General features: G+C 32.3%; 23 protein-coding genes. 20 read left to right on the forward strand and 3 right to left on the reverse strand.

Annotated elements, in window-relative coordinates; translation table 4 throughout:
• The first annotated feature begins 58 nt into the window (after positions 1–58).
• From H6411_RS05310 to H6411_RS05330, 5 genes are all read left to right on the forward strand, one after another.
• Entirely contained in the window at positions 59–1192 is a 1134-nt protein-coding gene (locus H6411_RS05310; RefSeq protein ID WP_216083609.1) for a hypothetical protein, read from the forward strand.
• Between the two features lie 6 nt (positions 1193–1198).
• Entirely contained in the window at positions 1199–2527 is a 1329-nt protein-coding gene (locus H6411_RS05315) for a hypothetical protein (protein ID WP_216083610.1), read from the forward strand.
• A gap of 30 nt (positions 2528–2557) precedes the next feature.
• Positions 2558–3646, forward strand: coding sequence for a hypothetical protein (locus tag H6411_RS05320; protein ID WP_216083611.1), 1089 nt, complete (start codon positions 2558–2560; stop codon positions 3644–3646).
• Positions 3647–3857: 211 nt separating this feature from the next.
• On the forward strand, positions 3858–4643 hold the full coding sequence (locus tag H6411_RS05325) for a hypothetical protein (RefSeq protein ID WP_216083612.1): 786 nt from the start codon (positions 3858–3860) through the stop codon (positions 4641–4643).
• A gap of 4 nt (positions 4644–4647) precedes the next feature.
• On the forward strand, positions 4648–5445 hold the full coding sequence (locus H6411_RS05330) for a hypothetical protein (RefSeq protein WP_216083613.1): 798 nt from the start codon (positions 4648–4650) through the stop codon (positions 5443–5445).
• A gap of 14 nt (positions 5446–5459) precedes the next feature.
• On the opposite strand, the gene H6411_RS05335 is transcribed toward H6411_RS05330, so the two are convergent.
• Both H6411_RS05335 and H6411_RS05340 read right to left on the reverse strand, forming a co-directional pair.
• Positions 5460–6161, reverse strand: coding sequence for a hypothetical protein (locus tag H6411_RS05335; protein WP_216083614.1), 702 nt, complete (start codon positions 6159–6161; stop codon positions 5460–5462).
• Positions 6162–6308: 147 nt separating this feature from the next.
• Entirely contained in the window at positions 6309–6821 is a 513-nt protein-coding gene (locus H6411_RS05340; protein ID WP_216083615.1) for a hypothetical protein, read from the reverse strand.
• Between the two features lie 293 nt (positions 6822–7114).
• Between H6411_RS05340 and H6411_RS05345 the strand changes: the two genes are divergently transcribed.
• From H6411_RS05345 to H6411_RS05365, 5 genes are read left to right on the forward strand one after another with little or no spacing between them, the layout of a single operon-like run.
• Entirely contained in the window at positions 7115–7882 is a 768-nt protein-coding gene (locus tag H6411_RS05345; RefSeq protein WP_216083616.1) for a hypothetical protein, read from the forward strand.
• Between the two features lie 2 nt (positions 7883–7884).
• On the forward strand, positions 7885–8631 hold the full coding sequence (locus H6411_RS05350; protein ID WP_216083617.1) for a hypothetical protein: 747 nt from the start codon (positions 7885–7887) through the stop codon (positions 8629–8631).
• A 21-nt stretch (positions 8632–8652) separates the two neighbouring features.
• Positions 8653–9147, forward strand: coding sequence for a hypothetical protein (locus tag H6411_RS05355; RefSeq protein WP_216083618.1), 495 nt, complete (start codon positions 8653–8655; stop codon positions 9145–9147).
• A gap of 12 nt (positions 9148–9159) precedes the next feature.
• Positions 9160–9960 (forward strand): hypothetical protein, encoded by an 801-nt coding sequence (locus H6411_RS05360; protein ID WP_216083619.1) that lies wholly within the window; start codon positions 9160–9162, stop codon positions 9958–9960.
• A complete protein-coding gene (locus tag H6411_RS05365) occupies positions 9960–10598 on the forward strand; it encodes a hypothetical protein (protein WP_216083620.1) in 639 nt (212 codons plus the stop codon). The genes H6411_RS05360 and H6411_RS05365 overlap by 1 nt, the downstream gene beginning before the upstream one ends.
• A 331-nt stretch (positions 10599–10929) precedes the next feature.
• Here H6411_RS05365 and H6411_RS05370 read toward each other — a convergent pair whose 3' ends face one another.
• Positions 10930–11706, reverse strand: coding sequence for a hypothetical protein (locus H6411_RS05370; RefSeq protein WP_216083621.1), 777 nt, complete (start codon positions 11704–11706; stop codon positions 10930–10932).
• Positions 11707–11978: 272 nt separating this feature from the next.
• On the opposite strand from H6411_RS05370, the gene H6411_RS05375 reads away from it, so the two are divergent.
• The 10 genes from H6411_RS05375 to H6411_RS05420 all read left to right on the forward strand — a co-directional run bounded on the left by H6411_RS05375 (position 11979) and on the right by H6411_RS05420 (position 19950).
• On the forward strand, positions 11979–12806 hold the full coding sequence (locus H6411_RS05375; protein ID WP_216083622.1) for a hypothetical protein: 828 nt from the start codon (positions 11979–11981) through the stop codon (positions 12804–12806).
• A 3-nt stretch (positions 12807–12809) separates the two neighbouring features.
• Positions 12810–13268 (forward strand): hypothetical protein, encoded by a 459-nt coding sequence (locus tag H6411_RS05380; RefSeq protein ID WP_216083623.1) that lies wholly within the window; start codon positions 12810–12812, stop codon positions 13266–13268.
• An 8-nt stretch (positions 13269–13276) separates the two neighbouring features.
• A complete protein-coding gene (locus tag H6411_RS05385; RefSeq protein ID WP_216083624.1) occupies positions 13277–14047 on the forward strand; it encodes a hypothetical protein in 771 nt (256 codons plus the stop codon).
• Positions 14048–14129: 82 nt separating this feature from the next.
• Positions 14130–14906 (forward strand): hypothetical protein, encoded by a 777-nt coding sequence (locus H6411_RS05390; protein ID WP_216083625.1) that lies wholly within the window; start codon positions 14130–14132, stop codon positions 14904–14906.
• A gap of 10 nt (positions 14907–14916) precedes the next feature.
• Positions 14917–15792: a hypothetical protein gene (locus H6411_RS05395; protein WP_216083626.1), complete on the forward strand. Its 876-nt coding sequence runs from the start codon at positions 14917–14919 to the stop codon at positions 15790–15792.
• Entirely contained in the window at positions 15792–16577 is a 786-nt protein-coding gene (locus H6411_RS05400) for a hypothetical protein (protein WP_216083627.1), read from the forward strand. The genes H6411_RS05395 and H6411_RS05400 overlap by 1 nt, the downstream gene beginning before the upstream one ends.
• Before the next feature lie 4 nt (positions 16578–16581).
• Complete coding sequence (locus tag H6411_RS05405; RefSeq protein ID WP_216083628.1) at positions 16582–17349, forward strand: hypothetical protein; 768 nt, start codon at positions 16582–16584, stop codon at positions 17347–17349.
• Positions 17350–17377: 28 nt separating this feature from the next.
• Positions 17378–18157, forward strand: coding sequence for a hypothetical protein (locus H6411_RS05410; protein WP_216083629.1), 780 nt, complete (start codon positions 17378–17380; stop codon positions 18155–18157).
• A gap of 246 nt (positions 18158–18403) precedes the next feature.
• Positions 18404–18853, forward strand: coding sequence for a hypothetical protein (locus tag H6411_RS05415; protein ID WP_216083630.1), 450 nt, complete (start codon positions 18404–18406; stop codon positions 18851–18853).
• 278 nt (positions 18854–19131) lie between these two features.
• Positions 19132–19950 (forward strand): hypothetical protein, encoded by an 819-nt coding sequence (locus H6411_RS05420; protein ID WP_216083631.1) that lies wholly within the window; start codon positions 19132–19134, stop codon positions 19948–19950.
• Positions 19951–19953 lie beyond the last annotated feature (3 nt).

The raw sequence follows: 19953 nt of genomic DNA on the forward strand, positions 1-19953 counted from the left end.
TAACTATTTTTAATACAGTCATCCTTCTTAGAATGCCGCCAACTTCAATGAAAAAACAATGTCTATATTCTCAACTATCTTTAAAGCTTTAACAGCTACTGGCGTCGTTTCTGGAGCAGCAGGTGTAGGTTCCAAAATATATCTAAAAAATGGTCATGGTTTTGGAACCATGAATGTGGATTCTTCTTCTAGCGAAAGAGTTGTTGATAATGCAGCTACATCTTTATCAACTCTAGATTCACAAACTCCTGCTAGAAGAACATATGGAACTGAATTAATTTCTAAAAATTTTGATTTAGTAACTGCATCTACAGAAGAAAAGATAATTCTTAATATTTTGATGGAAAGGTTGGATCCTACCAAGGAATCTTTAACTCACTACAGCGGAACAAAATTTAAAACTAGTCCGCAAGTTGTTTTCAATAAGGAGACATTTAATAGTAATGTTGGATCAGTTAATTATTCCCTTACTGTAGTACAAAAACCGGATGCTTCTAATGTAGATCTTTGAAGAAACGCTTGCATATCTGCTTTAGATCAAGAAGTTTCAGACGATGTTAAAAAAGAAGGAAGCGAAGAATACAAAGAACTTGCAAGACTAAGAGAGTGATGCACTATCCCTACTGTTGATCATGTTTTAAGAAGACATAAATTAACTCCACTTAATACTGACTTAAACAACAATAAAGATGAAGAAGATTGAAAAGATGTTATATCTGGAGGTTGATTCAAGAAAAAAGAAGCAAACAAACAGCCTTGAGAAGATCAAGCATTTATTAAAGATGATGATTTAACTTCTGTTATTGGAGCTGATAAATCAGGAATTAAGGATAAGGACTCAGTAACAAATGCGCATATAGAAATTTTCAAAAGAAGATGTAAAGAAGAATTAGAGAAGCCATTTGAAAGAACTAACTTCTATTTAACTACTCAATTTATTAATGGAATTAGTGCAGATTCAAGACCAAAAATAGATGCTTTCCAAGAAGTAGCTCTGTTCTGCATGAAACCTATGAAGGCTTCTGAGTATATAACAAAAGCCTTACAAGGAAAAGTACAAACTCAAGTAATAATACCAACTACTGATTACTGTTACATGAGTAGCCGTGATTTTGATCAGTGAACAACCCATAATCCTCTAGATGGAAAAACTTTCTGATGTGCTGTTAAGGCTTTATATAAAGCTCAATAAAGTGTTATGAAACTGTTTAGTTCTAAATTTAATACTGTAGGTATACCTACCTTGTTTATTGGATCAACAGGTTTAGGTATCAAGCTTTATATAAGTAAAGATGGCTATTCATTAGAGAGAGCAGAAGGATGAGAACCATCCTCTTTCGATATTCCTGTAGATCCTTTTCCAATTGAGCAAGATTTAGTATTACCTCCTGAAAGTTTTGTACCTAAAGTTCTTGATTTACCTGTTTCAGCTCCACAAGATATCGAACAACAACCGCTTGTTAGTGTAAATACAGAGAAAAAACCTACTAATAATTCTCCAGCTCCTGTACTTCCTCCTGCATCTGCTCCTAAAGCTGCACCAGTTATTCATAAATTTTCTGATGAGTTAAAAAGCAAGGGATATACGGTTGTTAGCGATGAAACTAAGGATGATGTTGTATTGAATATTCTGTTACAAAGATTGTTCCCTAATAAGACAAAAGGATTTACTTATGGAGATAATCAGATATTTAAGGGAAGTAAAAGAATTGTCTTTAAGACTAAAAAAATAAAGGCAAAAATAAATAGATTTGACAGGGAATTAGTAATCTTAGATAAACCAGATAAACAATTTATACCTGTACATAAAAATGCTTGTATAGAAGCTCTAAATGCTGAATTTAAATTTAATGAAAGTGATGCTAAACAGAAGAAACAGGTAAATGATGAACTTGCAAGATTGAGAGAGTGATGTACTGAACCAAAAATTAAAGATGTTCTAGGTAGACATAAGTTTCAATTGCTTACAGAAGCACGAACTAACGCTACAGATGAAGATTGAAAAGAAGTAATAGCTGGAGGTTGATTTAAAAAAGAAAAAGGCATTAAGTATTGAGAAAAACAAGCTTTCATATTGCCTAGAGAAATTAACGAATTTTTAGGAAAAGATAAATTGAATGGAATAAGTTCTAAATCCCAAGTTACTCAGAAACATATTGATAAGTTCAAAGAAAAATGTAAAGCTGTATTGGAAAAACCCTTTACTAGATCTACTTTCTATATTCCAACTGCATTCTGAAAAGAAACTAAACCAAAACCAGGAGTAAATATTGATCCTTTCCAAGAAGCAGCTTTATTCTGTTCTAAACCCATGAAAGTTGAGGACTACATAAGTAAAGCTATGCAGGGTGTTCCTAAAAAGGCATTTGTTACTACAGATGTAGTAGATTATTGTTATGTAAAACAAAGCATTAATCAATACAAAAAATTCCAAACTAATCAACCTATAGAAGGAAAATCATTTTGATGTGCAGTTAAGTTACTTTACGGCCAAAACAAAACTTCAACCTCTTCTAGAGGTAAGTAGAAGGATTTGAATAGTGACTTGGTTTAGATTATGTTGGGCTATAAAGCATTGCTTCAAAATGCATTTAATTTCTTCGGAATACCATCAGTTTCTATTGGAGCTGTAGGAGGCGGAGTAAAAATATACCTTGAATCTTCTTCTGGAAAATTAAATATCAAGTTATCTTATTTCGGTACATTTAAGAAAGCAATAGAAGAGAAAGGCTACAAAGTTATTAGTTCAAGCACAGAAGATAAGGATTCCAAATTTTCTTTAATACATGAATTAGATCCTCATCTAAATACTCTAAGTAGAAAATCAAATGATTTATTTAATGGAAGCTCTGGATTTAATTTAGAAAAGAAAGTAATTGCGCAAGGAAAAGTAACTCCAGAAGAGGGAAGGGAAATAGATTTCACAATTACTTGAACTCAAGACCCAAAAACATCAGAAATAAATAATCACAAAAAAGATTGTGAACAGGCTCTAGCAAAACCTTTTGACTTTAAGGATCAAGAAGAATTAGAGAAGTTAATTAAGTGATGTACTGTAGTACAGAGTAATGGAGACCTATTAAAAAGAAATGGCTTTACTTTATTAAATACAGAGAATACCAATGATGATGCTATTTGAAGGCAAGTAATAGCTGGAGGATGATTTACTAAGGGAACTACAGGTACAGATTACAAATATTGAGAAAAACAATCTTTCTTCGGTGAAGATGACTTAAAGAAACTAATAGGAGACTCAAATAGTATTAAGGAGATAAAAGAAGAAAGTGATGTAACTGATTCACATATAGGAGTATTTAAAGAAAGATGCAGAGCAGAACTTAATAAATCCCCTGAAATAAAAAACTTTCCGCTTTCTAAATATTTCCTCTCAGGAGCAACTAATCCTTCTTCAGGTCTGAAAGTAGATAGTTTCTTTGAAGCGGCATATTTCTGTACAAAACCTATGAAAGCAGAAGAATATGTAAGAAATAATTTGAAATCGCAAGTAAGAGAATCAAGTAAATCCAAAGGTTTAACTTGCTCTCTTGAATATGTAGAAGATTACACCTGATATACACATCAACCTGCTCAAGGAAAAGGTTTCTGATGTGGAGTTCAGGTCTTATATAAGGGCAGAGCTCAATAATTCTTAGTATTAGTTTTTAGTAATTAGACAATTTTTCTTTAATTAGTTATTTCTACATAACCGTAAATATTTCTATTAAAAGGTATATTTATATGTATATTGTGGTTCTAATTAAAAGCCTGGAGAAATTATTATGAATTTAATTAAAGTAAAAGCAGGAAGAAGTAAAGATACTCTAATGTTTTGCTCCCTTCAAGGAAAACAGGAATAAATGTCAGTAGCCAAAGTTGCATCTGCAGCCGCATTAGCAACAGGAGTTTTAGGCGGAGGAGGTTATTTAATATATGACAACTTAATTGATACTGAAACTAGACTTCTTGCCTATTCATCAGACTTTGAAAAGACATATACAGATGCAAATTCTTTTGGTCGCAAGTATGGTATATATCTTCTAGATCCTGATAGTTCTAAGAATAAAGACGTATGATCTGCTTTATTTAATAAGTGAAGTAAGGATAAAGAAACTAAAGATAACAATAGATACGAAAACTTTAAGAAAACTAAGATAGATAAATCTTTTGGCGCTGACAATAAAGCTTTAAATCAGGTTTGCAAAAGTTCTTTTAAGGAAGCAAATTTCAATAATAAAGATAAATATGAAGAGAATATTTGAGCTTTCTGTTCAATATTTGAAGCGAAGCCAAAGATGGTTTCTTCAAGCGAAACAACTTATTCAAATAAGTTCGGCACTAAAGCAGAACACAATGGTAAGTTAGTTTCTGTTAAATCTGAAGATGATACATCCAATAATTCTTTTTGAGACAGAAGGAACAAGGAGTTTTTTGGAGAGGTTAGATATGGAAATTTAGGTTCAAAAGCATCCAATGAGTCTATTTTTAAAACTTTATATAACAAGAAAGATAGAGGAGCAAATGATACTGTTAAGAAGACTTGCGAGATAGCTTATTCAACGACAACAACCTCTCCAAGCAATAAATTTACGGATGCAGATCTTAAATTGTTTTGTTATCTAATTCCAGAAAAAACTAGTCAATAAGAATATGGCTATAGCTAAACCTGCAATTGCTGCCGGAGCAGTTATTGCTGCATTAATTGGAACAGGTTTCGGGGTTGGTAGTTATTTCTATGTCCCTGATATGCCAACTTATATTACTGTTTCTCAATTGAATGGAAGCTTAGCTTCTACTTATACAACTAACACAATTGGAAATGTACAGCAGAAATACTTTGTTGATCCTAATGATTCAAGTAATAAACAATGATGAGAATGAACTTTTAAATATATTTTCTTCTGATCTTCAAAAGATCAATTAAGTACGGAGTTCTCTAAAGTTACTGAAGCTTATTCTTCCAATACAGAAACAAGTGATAAGCATTTGAATAAGGTTTGTGAGACAGCTCTAAAGAAAGAAAAAACACATTTTTCAAGTAATAATTCTAAATATGAAAATGATATGTGGAATTATTGTTCTGTATTTATAGTTAAACCAGTAACAATTGAAAATTCTAAGAAGAAAGAGAAGTATGAAGCAAATACATTTGGAGTAGAAAAAACTCACAATTTCATTTCTACTCAAGATTTAAGGAACGAATTTTTCTGAAGGGCAAGAAACGAAGAGTTTTTCTCAGAAAGCGGAGACAAATCAGGCAACACAGCTACAGCAAATTCTTTCTTCAAAAAATTTTATGATGACAATAAGAACAAACCAGATAACAGATCTAATATAAAAGATCAGTGCGAAGCTGCTTATAAAAAGAGTTCTAGTTCTACAGGAAATAATGATTTAAATTTAGCAAATGTTAAGCAGTATTGTTCGTTTGATGTAATTCCTGCTTAGATAAAAAATTTCTTTTATTTGGCTTTAGATACAGATCGATATGATAAATAACTTCTGGTCATATCTTTTCATTCTCCTTTAGCTTCCTTGTCTTTTATTTTTTCTGCATAAGGTCAATTTTTATCTATATCAGTGCTGCTTCCATTATTTGAACACCCAACTCAAGCGTCTCTGAAATATTTCACAATTTCTTCCTCGCTCACATTACCTAAATACTCTCTAACTTTATCTTTTCAGTAATTTTTATCTGTTTCTTTTTCGAGCACAAACTCAGATACTTTCTTGCACTCTTGATAAAAATTATTCATAAACTCCATCTCTTTTTTTTCTTTCGTTTTTTTTATTTTTTCGTCCATTTGATCTTTTCACTTTGTTAAATGAGAATTGTTATCCCATACTTTCTCTGTCTGTTCAGTAATGATCAAGCCACGAAATCTTTCTCCCCTTATTTTGTGACTGTTAGATCAAAAGGTTGCAAATCTATCTTCTCAATCATTTTTTTCTTCCTCGCTCAATTCATAGTATGTAGCTGCTTTTGTTGACTTTACTTTTCCTTTAAAAGCGTCTTCAAACTTGAAACCGACTCTATTTCAATCATTAGGATCACTTGTTGTCATGAAATCATCTCAAAATCTCCCTTTTATTCCGTAAGTAGTAGCTGAACCTATCACTAAAGCAACTGCACCACCACCTAATTTGAAACCTAAATTACTCATTCTTTATTTTTGGAAGTATCTTTTAAGAAATTAATAACACTTCTTTTTACTTATATCTTTAGCTAGATATTGCTCTTCCTTAGCCGTATTAGATAAACAAGATGATGGTTATTATTCTCTAAAAAATATCAATTAAATGAAAGAAAATTAGGCGGGGTTTGTACACAATTCTTTAAATGTTTCTAAGTCTTCTTTAATTTTTCCATCAGTTTGTACATCTTTGTAAATACCTGAAGTTTCTTCTAGTTTTATTGTTTCATCTCTAGCTTTAATTTCACATCATTGTTTAACGAAATCAGCTCATTCTTCCGATTCTTTTTCTCTATTGGGTTGAGCTTTATTTATCTGTTTTTTTTCAAGTGTGCTTTCTGGTAGACTTTTCTTCATATGATCAAATTTTTGAACTATTATATTTTTGTATTGAGCGCCTTGTGAATGTAGTTTGAAATTATTCAATTGTTTCTTTATTTCTCCTTTATTGTTCCCTATATATGTTCTTTTGTTTTGAGTGGTTCATCTATGAAGAGCAGCATAGGGTTTTTCCGCATCGGTTTTTTCATCTTTTGAATTAAGCGATCTTTGCTGAAAAACTATAGCTGTTACTACACTTCCGACTAAAGTAACACCTCCTAAACTGTAGCGTACTATGTTTCAATCCATATTTGTATTTTGAGTTGTGCCATCAAATAAATGAACTGTTAAAGATTCGATTAATAATTGAAGTTAAGCTTCAATTTTTAATGAGAATTAGAGTCTGTTTTTGAATATATTTATTTAAAAAAGTAGCATTTAATCTTTTGAAAGTTGAATTGTTTTTCAAATTTAGATAATTATTTTTTGTCTTACGAAATTGTGATTAATAAATAAACTAATCACACAACAAAGTCAAAATATAACAAATATAAATTAGGCTTTTTTAGAATTGGTTTATTTAGAAAATTTCAGGAAAAAATATGAGTGCAGCAATTAAGGGAGCAGTGGCATTAGGCGCTACAGCTGTAGTAGTAGGAGGAACTGGTGTTGGTGCTAAGTTTTTACTTGATGCTCAGGAACCTAATTGTGTGAGGTTGAAAACACCTCAAAGCGGGAAGTATGGCGAGGATTACAAAAGATATTTTGCTGACGATACTGATTCAAGTAATGACAAATGATGAAACTGAGTATTTAAGAATAGATATGAGAAAGATAAGCAAGATACTGCTGCAAACAAGCATGCTGCATTAACTAAATTTCTAAATTTAACTAGTGGTTCTGGTTCAGCAAGTTCTTTAAAGAAAGTATGTGGGGATGCTTATAAAGAAGGTTCAGACACTTCAAGTAAAGTGGTAGGTAAAAGTCAAGTTAATGGAGCTACAGATAAATATTCAGAAGAAGATGTATGAAGATATTGTTCTATATTTGGAAATAAGCCTAAGACATTACAGGAAGTAAACTCTTCGGATGCAGGGAATAGCAATGAATTTGCAAAAACTAAAAAGGAAAAACTTATAGACATTTCATATAAAGGAAATGAGAAATTATGAGAAGAACAAAATAGACATTTCTTTGGGCTTAAACAAGAGGATTTGAATGGAGTAAAAACTTTATTTACAAATTTGTTTAAGAATAGAAATGGCACAGTAAAAGACACTTGCGCTATAGGATATACAAAAACAACAAGCGACGATAGTGAAGTTGTAGAAGCTGACTTGCTTAAGTTTTGCTCTTTAAAGGGTAAATAATTATGACCTCTTTACAGACAGCTGGTGTTGTTGGAGCTGGAGTAGTATTAGCGGCAAGTGGCGGATATGGAATAAGTACTTTGTTCTCTGACGGGGAGCCAGACTGAAAACCATTTGAATCAACTTCTTTAACAGGACAGTATGCTGAAAAAACAAAAGCTTATTTTGTAGGGGAAAATAGCGATGCTTGGTGGAATTGATCTTATGAAAATAGATTAAAGAAAGATAAAAATGAAAGTGAGACTGTTCATTATGGTTTTGCTGGTGTATTAAACGGGAATGCTTTAAAAGGTGAGTGCAAAAAAGCTTATGCAACTACGAAAGGAGATGTCAAAAGCACTAAAGAGACAAATAAATATCTAGAGTCAGAGGTTTGGAGATACTGCTCTTCATTGGAAACTAAGCCCAAAACAATAAGCGAAGCAAAAGAGACAACTTACAATTCAGTGTCTGGTTCTTTCGGAAATAAGAAAAAACAAGAGCTAATTTCAGTTAAAGGAAATGATCTATTTTGAAAATTAAGAAATCAAGAATTTTTTGGAGGAGGAATCTATGGGCCTTCTAAAGCGGGAACCATAGACGCAACAAAAGATTCTCTCTTTAAAAATTTTTTAGATAATGGGCAAGGAAAGAAAATCAAGGATATATGCGAAAAAGCTTACTTAATGGAAGAAAGTCAAGATTCTTTATCTGAAAAAGCTCAAGAAGCGACAGTAGTTAAGTTTTGTTCTCTGGAAGGGTTAGGATAATATTCTTTTCTTTAGATAAAGATGAGTTCTCCTCTTTTAATTACAACTTTGGCTTTTTTTGTGGTCGGAGGCGGCGGAACTATGATTGCTTATTTTGCAGGAGCTTTTGATACTTCAAGCGTTAGGACAGATGGCAAGTATTTCAATTTTCATGAATATGTAATGTACGGAGGAAAATTTAATTACATAGGAAATAAAAAGAAACCGCCAACAGTAGATGATGTGAAAAAACTTTTGAATGATCCAAGTAAAGGGGGAAATTATCTTAGGTTTTTGGACGAAAATATTAGGAGAATGGATTTTCCAGTTGCTTACGGCTTTGTTTCAAAGCCTCGAGTATATGAAGCGAAAACAGATACTAATGCTTTTAATGCAACAGCTGAATATGTAAACAGATGATGCAATTGAACAAAAGATTACCCTTTATTACCAATAAAAATGCAATTTACAGATGAACAGTTAAAGAAAATTCCTTTTTGGGATACATTTGAAAACGCTTGTTTAGAGGCTATCTAGATTGTAGTTACTATGGATCCAATTAAGTTATTTATTGGAGTAGGCGCAGGAGCTTTATTAATTGGAGGAACAACTTATGTTGTTTATATCTCTGTCAATGTTATGCCGGAATGCGATGTTTTGTCTTCTATTTCAGGCTTTGGAACTACTGATAAATATGAAAATGGTAAGTATGGTTATTCATATGGGGATTATTTAGTTGATCCTAATAAATTGACTGAATCAAAAAATAAAGATTGATGAGAATGATCATATAAATCATTGAAGAGTCATAAACCTGATACTTTAAGCGCAAAATTTAGAGCAGTTGAAGTAGCTTACCAAGCGGAAGACTCTAGCCCTGAAAAAGCTTTAAATAAGGTTTGTGATGCCGCTTTTAAAAGCGATAAAGTAAATGTAGTAAAGACAATTTCAGAACCTGCAATAGACAAATATAAAGAAGAAGATGTTTGAAAATTTTGTTCTATATCTCCAAATAGACAAAAACCTGTTTCTCTGTCAGATTCAAAGGATAATTCTGAGAAAAGTTTAGTTACCGATAGTTCTAAAGAAACATGAGGAAAGCAACATAAAGACGGTTTAATTTCTGTCGATACTTTGTCTAATCAGTGGTTTTGAGATCTAAAAGAAAGGAAATTTAAAGACGAACAGGACGAAGCAAATTCACAAAACGTTTTTAAAAATAGAAAAAAGAATAATAAGACAGTTAAAGAAACTTGTTCAGATGCCTATAGAGAGTCGTTCACAGAAAAAACAAAGGTAACCGAAACTGATTTAAAAAAATATTGTTTTTTGGAAAAACAATCTAGTTAATGGATCCAATAAAAGGAGCAGCCGCTGTAGGAGTTGGGAGTGTAATAATAGGAGGAGGTTATCTTGGTTATGAACATCTTTCAGTTAGTTACACCACAATAGATAAATCTGGCAATAAGACTAATTACGCCAGCGGTTTAGCAAAAGATGATTTAGATAAATTTGTTGATCCTCTGTTAGATAGTAATAAGAAGTGATGAGAGAAGGTGTACGAAGTTTTGAAGCATGATAAGTCAAGTAAACCAGAAACAATAAGTTCGCAATTTAATAAAGTAACACACGGCTTTCAAAAAGATGGAACAAGCACAACACACTTAAATAAAGTTTGCGAAACCGCTATTAAGACAACAACAATTAACTCTAAATATCTAAAAAATGTTTGAACTTATTGTTCTATTCAGCCAAATTTAGCTGAGAGAAAAGGAAACGAGCCTGAAGTTAAGAAGACTTTAAAGACTAAATCAGATTCTTCTATTGCGTCTGGGCAATTGGGATCAGTTGAGAACAATAAGGGTAAGTTAGTTTCAAAAGACGAAGAAAATCAAGAATGATGGAATTGAGTTTATGAAAATAGATTGAAACCGATTAAAGAGAGCGATAGTGAAAAGAAACCTTACATAGTAGTTTCATCACAGTAGATGCAGGATATCACGCTTCAAATATCACAGCATTAAATAAAGTTTGTGAATCTAAATATAAAGAAACAAAAGATAAATTTCCAGATAGTTCAACAGCAAGTAGTGATGACAAACACAAACTTAAAAAAGATGTAGAAAGGTTTTGTACTATCGGAGGAGAAGGAGTTCTAGAAATACCCGAGTAAAATCATTTATTTTTTTCAGTTACTTTTGCACAAACTGCATTTTTTAACTGTTAGATAAAAACGGTTAATCTACTTTTTTGTGATAGGCGGAATAACGAGTCAAATTAGGAATTGCTGTTGGAGTTTTATTTTTTGTTTATTGAAAATTAATTACCGGCATGATTTTTCCCTTTTAAAGAGCAGACTTTTAGAGTGTCTTGTTCCGTTCCCGTACTTTGATATTTACTTTCGCAAACTTCTTTAAGAGCCTTTACTGTTTTTTCTTTTAAGGTTTTGAACGGTGATGAATTTTCACTTAAATTTATCTTTCCTGCAAAGAAAGCTTTAGCCTGTATTTCCCAGAATAAGTTATTTTTCCCGTCTTTGGTTGAAATTAGAGACTCTTTTTTTGTTCCTCCAAATTTAGCAACGTCAGTACCATCTGTTTTGTATTTCTTGTATTCATCTTGTTCAGAAGATTCAACAGTAATTGGCATTGAACCTTCTATAGAGCAAAAGGATCATATGTTTTGTTCGTACTTTTTCTTATTTTCTTTGTCGCTTGATGTGTCTCCTGGAATATGTATTTCACTTGTAGCTTTTCCATACGCAGTTCTACAAACTTCTTTTAGTTTTTCAATGTTATTTATGACGTTCTTTTTGAATTCATCACTTAGAAGTTCATCTTCGTTTGTTTTTCCATTATTTTGCAAAGTCCCAATAGACTCTATGTGTTCAAATCTAGTTTGTCATCAAATGTCATTTTCATTTCCCGTTGCATCCATGAAATGTAGTTGGAAATCATCACCAAATTTTCCTGCGATCGCTTCCTTTATAGAAACCTTTGGTGCTGGCTCATCAAATAAAGTAAAAATGTAGTAACCCCCTCCACCTCCAATAGCGACCAAACTCCCTCCTATAACTATTGCTTTTATAAGAGCCATTAGTGTTTTTATTTATCCTTTCAAATATAACTTTTCTAATTTGAAGTTTTCATTTAAATGACTTTAATTAGATAGAAAGTCTTTTTTACATCGAAATTGTAGTCTAGCAATTGGCTGCTTATTTTTTTGTAGTTTTTCTAAGTATTTGCAATTTATTCTTAAAATTTCGCAGGCAAAACGACCCTTCTTTATATAATTCATGTGTTATTTTTATATTTAAGGCTATTTCAACTAAAAACTAGCACATTCATATTTATTAAGTTAGAACACTAATGACCCCTGCTAAAGGAGCTGCAGCTATTGGCGCAGGGAGTGTATTAATTGGAGGAGGTTATCTTGGTTATGAACATCTTTCAGTTAGTTGCACAACAATAGATAAATCCGGCAATAAGGCTAATTACTCTAACGGTATAGCAAAAGAAGACTTAGATAAATTTGTTGATCCTTTGTTGGATAGCAACAAGAAATGATGAGAGAAGGCGTATTTATTTTTGAAACGTGATAAAGAAAGTAAATCAGAAACAATAAGTTCCCAATTTAATGCAGTAACACATGGCTTTCAAAAAGATGAAGCTAGCTCAACACACTTAAATAAAGTATGCGAAACTGCTATTAAGACAACAACAATTAACTCTAAATATCTAAAAAATGTTTGAACATATTGTTCTATTGAGCCAGTTTTGGCTTCGAAAAAAGGAAACGAGCCTGAAGTTAAGAAGACTTTGAAAACACAAGAAAACCCTACATTTACTTCAGGACAGTTAGGATTTGTTAATGAAAATAAGGATCAATTAGCTTCAGCAGATCAAGCAAATGAAGAGTGATGAAATTGGGTTTATGAAAATAGATTGAAACCGATTAAAGAAGATGAAACTAAGAAAACAACTTTACATAGCGATTTTAGTGGGTCAACTGTAGGATATGACGACACAACAACTACAGCACTAAATAAAGTCTGTGAGGCTAAATATAAAGAAACAAAAGATAAATTTCCAAGCAGTGCAAGCGATGCTGATGAACAAAAAAACAAACTTAAAAAGAATGTCGAAAGCTTTTGTGTTAGGGGAGGACAAGGAAATTTAACAATACCAACTAATTAAATAATGTCCACTCAAGCAATAGCTGGAGCAGCTGCCGGGGCGGCATTGTTAGGCGGAGGAGGAACTTTAGCTGCTTATGCTACAGGGGCTTTTAATAAAGACGATTATTTCAATAAAGCAAAAAGGGAATTAACAGATAAAGAATATATTGCAGATCAGGAAGACAATATGAAGAAATGATTAATTCAAAAAGATAAAGGAAATGATTACAAAAAGAACTTAAAAGACAATATAAGCAATATGACAGGAGTAGTTGGTTCTACTGCTCCAGAAAGTACTAAAGTAGATAAGTTACAAGGCGATACTCCACCAACAGAACAAGAAGCAAAAGAAATTTATGATTATACAAAAGCATGATGTGAATCCAAAAAGAATGCTGTTTACAATGATGCAGATGGTCAAAATAAGCAGGAGTTTGAAAGATTTAAAAAAGTTTGTTTTGTGACTAAAATAGCGGTTTAATAATTTTTGTGTCTATTCCAGTAAAAGCAGCTGCAGGTGGCAGTGTTTTGGCTTTAGCAGCAGTTGGAGGTTATGGAGTGAGTACTTTGTTTGGGAAAGAGCCAATACATATACAAACAATTACTTCAGGAAAGTTTGGAGAAGATTTTCAATTTCATTTCATGGATGCCTCTGATGATAAGAATGATTCTTGATGAAAAGAAAGATTTAAAAAGCATAAATCTGGAAAAGATAGTGAATTTAGCACTGAATTTAAACAGAAAACTGTTAATAGTTTTGAAAGGCCTAAAGAGGCTTGCAGTGATGCGTATACAAAAAAAACTACAAAGAATGATATGCATCCCGATTCAGAAAATGCAGACAAAAAGAAATATGAAAAAGATGTTTGAACTTTCTGTTCTATTGATGGAAAGAAACCTAAAACTGTAAGAGAAGCGGGAGAAGACGGAAAAACTGAGTATTCTGGCAAATCTGGAAAAACAAAAGAAAATGACTTAATTTCTGTCCATAGTGAAGAAAACCAAGGTTTCTGGGAAAGACAAGCAAGAGCTTTTTATAAAAGAAAAGGCGAAGACGGAAAAACGGAAATTGAAGGAATAGGACAAGAAGCAAAAGATGGCGATTTGGGTTTCAAGACACTCTATGATAAGCAGGAAAAGGATAGAACAGTCGATTCTCTAAAGGTAGCATGTGAAACAAGGTATAAAGAAAGTTTTGACAACACAAAAGACAAAGAAACTTTAAGATTTTGTTCTTTGCAAGGTAAACAAGAAAGTTAAAGATGTCAGCTTTAGTTAAAGCAGGAGCAGTTGTTGGTGGAATAGCTTTGACAATTGGGGGGGCTTTTATGTAAAAACTCTTTTGGGAGAAGAAGTATTGTGTATTCCTTTAACTAAAGAGGATGGTTATTCAAGTACCTATAATGCCAGTTCTACAAAAGTAGGGAAGTTGTATGGTGATTATTTAGTTGCTCCTTTTGGTTCAGTTTTAAAAACAGGTAATAGTAGTTCTGGAAAGGCTGTAGAAGACAATAAGAAGTGATGAGAGCAAACATATGAAGTTTTTAAGAAAGATAAAGGTTTGAGTAGTGAATTTAAAGACAGAATTGATAGACCCTATGACAATAGAGTAACAGCGGTATCACAGACGCAGGAAGCAAAAAAGGCTTTAAACAAAGTTTGCGAAGAAGTTTATGGAAAAGCATCAACAGATATTGAAACTTCTGCATCAGACACCGGACATACAAAATCGAATTTAAGGGAAGATCTATTTAAATATTGTTCTTTCTTAGGGAAAGAACCAATAAAAGTTTCTGAGAGCGAATACACTGATGCAGACAGTTACGGAAAAAAATATAGTAGCAAGTTAATTTCTACAACAGACAGAAAGAACGATAAATTTTGGAAGAAACAAAATGAATTGTTCTTTGAAGAAACTGGAGATAGGTCAGGTAGTGGATTAACAGAAGAAAGCCCTAAATTCAAAGAATTATTCGAAGACAAACAAAAGAAGAATGAATGAGACGCACTTAAAAAAACGTGTGAAAAAGCTTATTCCAAGAAATCAAGCGACACAGATGGAGATAAGGCAAAAAAAGAAGATGTGCTTAAATTTTGTTCTTTAAAAGGAAAGGAATAATAAGAGTCTTATGTCTTTAGCTAAAGCTGCTGTTGCGGTTGGTGGAGCGGCTTTGTTGACAGCAGGAACAACATACGGAATTTATAGTGTTATGGATCCTATGCCGAGTGATTTTGTTGTTTTGTCTAAAGACACAAATTATTCTACAACCTATTCGTCTAGCAATGATAAAGTGGGCGAATTGTATGGAAATTATTTAATTTCTCCTTACGGCTTGACAAGCAGTTCTGAAAATTCAGATAAACCAAAAGATAATAAGAATTGATGAGAATGGTCTTATAGAAGGTTGAAGTCTGATTTGAAAGGCAAGAATGTTTTGAGTGCCGATTTCTTGAGTTCCAATATTAAGCATCCTTATAAAACTTCTGGACAGATATTAAATAATGATGAGAAAGCATTAAACGAAATTTGCGAGACTGTTTATGGCAAAACCAAAACTGATATTTTCAAAAGGGCCGGTGATTCAGACGATAACAAAGAGAATTTAAGGAAAGATTTATTCAAGTATTGCTCTTTCTTCTGAGAAGCTCCTAAAACTATTGGCGAAACAAAAGGAGAGAGTTATTCAGGTAATACATCATATGGCAAAAAATATGAATCCAAATTAATTGGTACAAAAGGAAACGACATTTTCTGAGAGACAAGAAATAAAGAATTTTTTGAAGGTGGAGAGGGCAATAAAGGAATAGGGAAAGATTTATCAGCAGATACCGATTCTTTATTTCATGGACTTTATTCAACTAAGGGAAAACCTGATCAAGGAAATATAAAGGAAACATGCAAAAAAGCATATGCTTTACAAGAGGGTTCAACTGGCACAACACCAAAAACAACAAAAGGAAATGTCTTTAAGTTTTGTTCATTGGAAAAGAAGGAGATTAGTTAATGGATCCAGTTAAAGTTTCCGCAGCTTTAGGAACAGTTTTAGTTGCAGGAGCAACAACTTATGGTGTAAGTACTTTGTGAAATACACCTTCATGAACACATATTTCTTTGGATGACGGGACATTAAGTAGTAAATATGCAGATAATTACAGACACTATTTTGTTGGAGCGACAGACGAAAATAAGAATTGATGAAGTTGGTCTTTGAAGAATAGATGATCTAAAGATAAGAATGATTCTGATGAAAGTAAAAGACCAGGATTTGGATTTAAAGATGTTTTGGATGATTGGAAAAAGTTAAAAGAAAAATGTGATGAGGCATATAAAAAACAAATTTCAGAGATTTCAAAAACAACTAGTGAAACTCAATATCTGGAAAGGGATGTATGAAGATATTGTTCTCCTGGTTTTGCAGGAAAGCCGACAACAGTACAAGAAAAGGATTCTACTACTTATCAAGCTCAGGATGATTCATATGGCAAGACTCAAGGAACAAAACTAATATCAGTGACAGATGAAAATAATGATTGATTCTGACAAATACAACAAGATAGATTTTTTGGCATTGGTCGTTATCAAGGAATTACTGCTGAAGGATCAAGTGGAATAAATAAAGATACTGATTCCTTATTTCATGCTTTATACGAATCTGGAAATAGTCATTCTAGATCTATAGTAAAGGAGATATGCAAAGAAGCTTATTTTGTCAAAACAACAAAAGAAGAAAACAAACCAACTGCGACACAAGCGAATGTTTTTAAATTTTGTTCTCTAGAAGGTAAATAGCTTTATGAATGTTCCAGCAAAAGTAGCAGCAGGAACTGCTGTAGCAATAGGAGGAACAACCGGAGGTTATTTTTTATTTAATAGAGAATATGGAGAACCTCCTTTTACTGTAGAACAAAGATCTACTTCTTATGCCAATAGTACTTTCGGAAAAACAAATGCTAAATATTTAGTAGATCCTGATAATTCTAGAAATGAAGAATGATGAAATGAAAAGTATAAGGTGTTATTTTCTAAACAAAGCGAAAGTGATGCAACAAGTAAATTAAGTACTGAATTTCAAAAAACAGCTATTACTTCTGGATACGGAACAGGCAATAATGCTTTAAATAAGGTTTGTGATGTTGCATTTAAGGAACAAACAACGAGTTGGAATACAAAACAAAATTATGAAGACAATGTTTGAACTTATTGTTCTTTATTAGAAGGGAAGCCAAAATTACTTACTGAATCAGATCATAAGGATAAATTAGGAGGAGCTCATAAAGATAAAGCGGTTTTGGCTAAGAATGATGATAATTCCAAATTCTGAGAACTAAGGAATAAAGAATTTTTTGGTAAGGGCGAATATTCTGGAGAACACGCTACTGGATCAATATTTAAAGGTTTATATGGAAAGAAAGGTCAAGAAAAACCAGGAACTATTAAAGAAAAATGTGAAGAAGCATATGGTTCTGATAAGAACCAAGATTCTTCTTCCATTCAAGCATCAGATAAGGATATAAAAATGTTCTGTTATTTGATTCCTGTTAAGGAACAACAGGGTAGTTAATTAATACTTAGAAATTTATTAGAAAAGCATGAGCGCAACAGTCAAAGGAGCGGCGGCATTAGGTGCAACAGCTGTAGTAGTAGGAGGAACAGGAGTTGGAGCTAAGTTTTTGCTTGATGCACAAGAACCACACTGTGTTCGTTTAAAGAGCCCTGCAACAGGAAAATATGGAGAAGATTACAAAAGATATTTTGCAGAAAGCAATGGATCTGAAAATGATAAGTGATGGAACTGAGTATTTAAGAATAGATATGAAAAGGACACGAGAGATTCTTCCGCAAATAGACATGAACCATTAAGTAAATTTAAAAGTTTAGAGAGCGGTTCTGGAGTAGATAAATCTCTTAAAAAAGTCTGCGGTGAAGCTTATGCAGATGAAAAAGCAAATGTGGTTGTAAGTAGCTCTGCTAAAACTGACAATACTAAATATTCAGAAGAAGATGTTTGAAGATATTGTTCAATTTTCGGAAATAAGCCTAAGACTTTAAGAGAGGTTAAAGCAGATGATGTATCAAGAAAAAATAATACATTTGCGAAAACTAAAGAAGATGTGCTTATAGATATTGCAGATCCCGCAAATCAAAGATTTTGAGATGAGCAAAACACTTATTTTTTTGGACTTAAAGAAACGGAATTAAATGCGGGAGAAAAATCTATTTTTAAAGCTTTATATAAGAAACAAAATAAGGGTCAAGAAGACACAATAAAAAATGTTTGCGAAGAGGCTTATAAGAAACAATCAACTGTGAGTGATGGTTCAACAACAGATGCCGAATTACTTAAATTCTGTTCTTTAAAAGGTAAATAATCACGACTTCATTGCAGAGAACTTGAGTTTTGCTCTTTGTAAGGATCGGGATAATTTTAATTTTTTAAATATAAGTGAATTTATTGTTTAGAGTAAGTTTGTTCTTGAGCAAAGTTTAAGAAAAGAAAATATCAAAATCTAAATTTAAGGCGGTTGTATTTTTTTTATTTTTGATGATTTTAGTTTTACTCACCAATTAATGTGAGATGATTATTTACGTTTTTATTGATTTTCCCCTTTTAAACTATGACATCCATTCAATTATCTGTTGCTGCAACGGGAACAGTAGCTGTTGCGGCAGCCGCAGCTGGCACAGCTGCATATATGACATCTTCTTCTAGTTGTTTAACTATAGAACAAGCTGTAAAGGCAAGAAAGATTGTTAAGAAGTATGAAGATAGAAACGATTATTGGTTTTCAAATAATTTAGCTTCTTTAGGAAATAATGCGAGTTTTTTGATCGCAAATATTTTGGAAAATGAGTCTTGATGAAATTCTAAGTACGATTCTCAATTGAAACCTTTGAATGGCGATGTTAACAGAGCTTCTTCAAGTCAATTTAAGCAAGTTACAAAAGGTTATGATAGGGACGACGAAAAAGCCTTGAATAAAGTGTGCGATGCAGCTTATAAGAAGAATTTTGGAGAGATTATTACTAGCACCGAAAATGAAAAATATGCAGGAGATGTAAGATAGTTTTGCACTAATGAAAGCGATGCAAATTTAATTTTTAATGAAAATCCTGCTGCTAGTCATGATAATGATTACGATAGTGATTAGTTTGTAGACAAGATTTAAAGGCATTTCCTAGTTTTTAAAAAACCAGCAAAAGATAAATTTTCAATATTAGTTTTTTCAACAAGTAGTTAAATTTATTCTTTTAAAAAAATAGTTTGTTTGCTTTTTTTGAATTCAAATTAAAAGCCAGTCAGTTCGTTTTTACTTTCTTTAAAAGTAATTTATAAGGTCAATTAATGAATCCATTACAAGGAGCAGCAGCTATTGGTTCTGGAAGTGCTTTAATAGGAGGTGGTTATCTCGGATATGCGTATTTCTCTGTCAGTTACATAACTATAGCTGATTCTAGTAATCCGGATGATTATAAGAATGGTGTCGCGAAAGATGACTTTGATAAGTTTGTGCATCCTTTATTGGAGGAGAATGAGAAGTGATGAAGCAAAGTTTATGGAGTTTTAGTGAATGATAAAAAAACTAAGTCGGATACAATAAGTTCTCAATTTAGTGAAGTAACATCATCATTTCAAAAAGCAGGAACAAGCAATACACACTTAAATCAAGTATGTGAAACAGCTATTAAAGCAACAGAAATAGTTAACTCTAAATATTTAAAAAACGTATGAACTTATTGTTCTGTTAGACCAGATTTAGCAAAAGATAAAGGTAATGAGCCAACAGTCGTTACGACGTTGGAGGGAAAAACAGGCATAGAGGATTACAAATTAGGAAAAGAGGGAGATAACAAAGGTAAGTTAGCTTCTCCTGAACAAGTAAATGAAAAATGATGAAATTGAGTTTATGAGAATAAATTCAAGCCTAGAAAAGAAAAAACAAGTAGCGATTTATCTACTGAGTTTAATTTAGTAAATGAAGGATATAGTTCGTCTTCCAACACAGCTTTAAATAAAGTTTGCGAAGAAAGATATAAAGAGGGAAAAGATAAGTTTTCTGATGAATCATCAGACTCAGAACAAAATAAATACAAATTAAAGAAAAATGTAGAAAGTTTTTGTACTGTTGAAGGAAAAGGAAATTTAACTATGCCAACTACTTAAATT

This window comes from Candidatus Mycoplasma haematohominis (genome assembly GCF_902712995.1).
Taxonomy (GTDB): Bacteria; Bacillota_I; Bacilli_A; order Mycoplasmatales; family Mycoplasmoidaceae; genus Eperythrozoon_B; species Eperythrozoon_B haematohominis.